Raw genomic sequence first — 3550 nt, 5'->3', positions numbered from 1 at the left:
AGTGAACCGCCGCTCTGGCACCAGGCTATTTTTCCTCTAGAAAAGCGGTCAGGGTCACCGAGAAGCGGCGGGTTTCGCCCGGTTCAATGGACTGGAGGTGTCCGGCTTCGCGCTCGGCGGCACGGCCTAGTACTTTGCAGTTCGCGGGTTCGATGCCGCAGACATACTCGCCCTCGCCCATCATCTTCCAGAGCGTCAGGTGCGGGAACTCGGATTTTTTGTAGGCGATTCGCACGCCAAAGCCCGAGGGATTGACCATCTCAATAACCACGTCTTCGGTGGGAATGTTATGGAAGAAGCACTGCTCAGCGTAGCTCGGTATTGGGGCGGTGAGGGTGTTGGCGGTCGCGTGGCCCGCCTCAGCGGCGGCATCGCGTGGGATGCTGGTGGTGCCTTTCGGGAAGCGAATCACGGTGCCTTCGTCTACCAGTGGCCAGCCAAAGTTTAAGTGGTAGAGCAGCATTAATGGGGAGGTCTTGAAGCCCTCGTTGATGACGGTGTCGGTAATCGTCATGCTCGTGCCGCCCACGGGGGTGGAGATCGTGCGCTTAAGCCGTAGGTTCTCGCCAAAGACCGTGGCCTCGCGCATCGTCCCTTCCACAAAGACCGTGGCCTCGCTGCCTTCCCAGTCCGTCCAGGCACTCGCACTCTCCGCGGGGAGGTGCGAGAGGCGCCCGTGAATGCCCAGAGCTTCTTCACCGTCTTGGTTGGACGCGCCCGCGTTGCTTAAACCGCAGCCCGTGAGCAGTCCGCCATGAAAGGTCTGGAGCCAGCCGCGACCCTCAGGGACAAACGCGTGCGGACTCGCCCAGCCCGTTGCCGAGACCCAGGCAAACGGGACGCCAAAGAGGCTCGCCGCCCCGATATCCATGCCACGTGAGAAGAGAACCGTGAAGTCTAAACCGCCGCCGGAGCGCACCCGTGCTGCCTTGACGCCGCTCTGGACGCCTTCCTCGTAGGTGAAGCGCTCGACGCCCGCGACTTGAATCAGATCGCCCATTCGCTGCGCCAGCTCACGGCGCGCGTAGGTCTTGCCAAAGAGAGTTACCATGCACCCAATTTTACCTGATAAAACGGGAGGCATCGCCTTGATTGGCTTCATCCTCTGGTTCTTCTTTGGCAAGCTAAAGCGGGTACACTAGGGGCACGATGCTAGAAAAATTTGCTCTCGCCACTGACGCTGCGTCCCCAGAAGTCGCCCGAATCCTACAGCTAGAAGCCAATCAGGAGCGCCTGTTTCTCATCTGCACAGCACTAACGGAGCTGATTCGTGATAAGAGCCTTGCTACGGAAACAGAAGTAATTGCTAAGCTTCAGGAGGTGGATCTGCGCGATGGGATGGCGGATGGCAAGTTCAGCGGCGTCCAGATTGTCGCCTGTCCGCACTGTGGCAACCGTACCAAGCGCCGTCACCAGAACTGTATCTACTGCGGCAAGTCACTGGAGCTGCCCGAACCCGAGCTGTCCGAACCTGAGCAGCCCTAGCAAGTGCCGCTGATCTAGCCGGCCACGATCTCAACATTGGCGCGGGGAACGGTGACTTCCTCGCCGCTAGAGTTCAGTGTGGCGCGCAGAACGCGCACCTCGGTGCCGGAGTCCACTTGGACGAGCTGGGTGGGAAGCTCAGTGACCGTGGCCAGAGCGCCGAAGTAGGGCTCGCGAATAATACGGATAGGAGCACCCGGATGGAGTGTGAAGTCCAGTGTCACTTCGTCCTGGTGGTTAGCGCCCTGCTCTGGTGTCTCGTCCGCAACAATCACCTCGGGGCGGATGACTCCCGCGCGGATCTGGGTGGCTCCTGAGATGGCGGCAGTGCGGCCCTCCAGGGACTTCAGCAGGTTGAAAGTGCGGGTTGCCATCGCGATGGTTCCGAAGCCCTCGGTGAGTACGAGCGTGAGCGGAATGTTCTCGTGGCCCGTGATCGCCACTCCGATATCGTAGCCTAAGTAGTCCACCATATCTTTGTCAATAATTCCGCCAACCACAATTCCCACGACTCCCATATCCGCGGCCTTCTTCAGAGCTGCCCCGGAGATATTGGAGCCGCCCACAATGACTTTTCCAGCCAAGCTGGGATTGATATCGTTCTCTGTGAGGGGCTGATCCGGGCTCTGGGAGACCATTTGCAGAGGCGCCCGTCGCTCGCCGCCGAGTCCGAAGATACCTTGGATTAAGGCACCGTGCGCCGTGATCTGGACCCCCTCGCCCTCCAAAACTTGCGTGATTCGGCCCGGAATGTAGGCCGTGATCTCCACCGGAGTGGGCGCCTCGCGGATACCGACATTGCCGGAAATAGGGGAGATGATCTCGATAATCCCTGAGGTGCTGGCCTTGGCATCCGCGATAAAGAACTTGTTAAAGAGCCCCTTGGTGCGTGCGATAAGATCACCCCTCTCCACCCGGTCACCGAGTTTGATGGTGAGCAGATCGGGCACTTCGGAGGCATCTACGCCCAGCCGAGACGCCACTTTGACAGTCTGCATGATGCCGGGCAGATTAGCCCGCGCGACGGCGCTGTCAGGGAGCACCCAGTCGTCTGCTTTTACCAGAACTTCGCCTTTGAGTGGTAGGCGACGGATCTTGACGATTGTTGTTCGAGCGCTGACGGTCAGCCCCGGTGTGTAGCCACTAGCCATGGTTGTCTTTTTGTCCCCAGATCAAGTGATAGTAGAGTAGTGCCTCGGTCGCGCCGTGCACGCTGAAGTGCGGTGAACACTGCGCCTTAAGCTCATTTTGGGTGAGCCGAATAAAATAAATTCCGCCGGGATGATGCCCCTCGCGCTGGCTCGACCAGCTGATGGGCGGCCCCCAGCGGTACGCCGAGAGTGCCAGCCGTCCGCCCTCTTTTGCGGACTTGCACGCCCGCGCTAAGTGCTTCAGTGCGCCGTCGCGCGCCTCCGGTGTGGGAATATGCTCGTAGACTCCAAACGAGCCCACTCTGTCAAAAGCATCGGAGCGTGTCGGAAGCCGGGAGAGATCCGCCTGCACAAAGAGTACCCGATCTGCGAGCTCCGGGGGGACTTTTGTCTTGGCGACCCGCAGCGACTCCCGCGAGAAGTCCACACAGAGCAGGCCACGGGTGCGCTCTGCAAACGTGCGGGTCATGCGCCCGGTGCCGCAGCCGCCCTCCAGCATTAAGTGGGAGCTTTCGAGCGGCAAGAACTTTAGTGTCAGGGGAACCTCGTAGTAGGTGAAGAGCTTCAGCCCTAGCATCTGGTCGTAGGACTTGACCTGGGCATCACGCGCCTGCATCTCCGAGCGCTTCTCCGCCACCTCGGTATCATCGGCGGGCCCACCCCGCAGAGCGTCGGGCAGGAGGTTGGCAATGCCATCGGTAACAGGGTAGCTGCGTCCGTCGTCGGTTGTTAGCGTCCCCTGCTCACTGACACCATCCCAGCCCGAGAGCGCCGCGCCCGTTTCCGGGCAAATCAGCAGTGAGAGGAGCTCCTCACGAATTGTCACGGGCGCAGTATAGCCGAGATTTGCTCCTATCGCATCTTTGCGGTATCAAGTGCTACATGACACAAGCTATTGCCTTTGCACTGATCGC

General features: G+C 60.1%; 4 protein-coding genes. 1 reads left to right on the top strand and 3 read right to left on the bottom strand.

The window, feature by feature from the left end; all coding sequences use genetic code 11:
• Window positions 1-25 precede the first annotated feature (25 nt).
• Window positions 26-1051: an aldose 1-epimerase family protein gene (locus ACH2EH_RS17430; protein ID WP_395143573.1), complete on the bottom strand. Its 1026-nt coding sequence runs from the start codon at window positions 1049-1051 to the stop codon at window positions 26-28.
• A 98-nt stretch (window positions 1052-1149) separates the two neighbouring features.
• Between ACH2EH_RS17430 and ACH2EH_RS17425 the strand changes: the two genes are divergently transcribed.
• Entirely contained in the window at window positions 1150-1485 is a 336-nt protein-coding gene (locus ACH2EH_RS17425; RefSeq protein ID WP_395143571.1) for a hypothetical protein, read from the top strand.
• Between the two features lie 14 nt (window positions 1486-1499).
• On the opposite strand, the gene ACH2EH_RS17420 is transcribed toward ACH2EH_RS17425, so the two are convergent.
• Together ACH2EH_RS17420 and ACH2EH_RS17415 are read right to left on the bottom strand one after the other, a co-directional pair.
• On the bottom strand, window positions 1500-2636 hold the full coding sequence (locus ACH2EH_RS17420) for a hypothetical protein (RefSeq protein WP_395143569.1): 1137 nt from the start codon (window positions 2634-2636) through the stop codon (window positions 1500-1502).
• Window positions 2629-3462: a methyltransferase domain-containing protein gene (locus tag ACH2EH_RS17415; protein ID WP_395143567.1), complete on the bottom strand. Its 834-nt coding sequence runs from the start codon at window positions 3460-3462 to the stop codon at window positions 2629-2631. The genes ACH2EH_RS17420 and ACH2EH_RS17415 overlap by 8 nt, the downstream gene beginning before the upstream one ends.
• Window positions 3463-3550 lie beyond the last annotated feature (88 nt).

This window comes from Armatimonas sp., assembly GCF_043760365.1.
Classification (GTDB): domain Bacteria; phylum Armatimonadota; class Armatimonadia; order Armatimonadales; family Armatimonadaceae; genus Armatimonas.
Note: the sequence above shows the minus strand (reverse complement) of the source record. Positions and strands in the feature narration are given on the sequence as shown.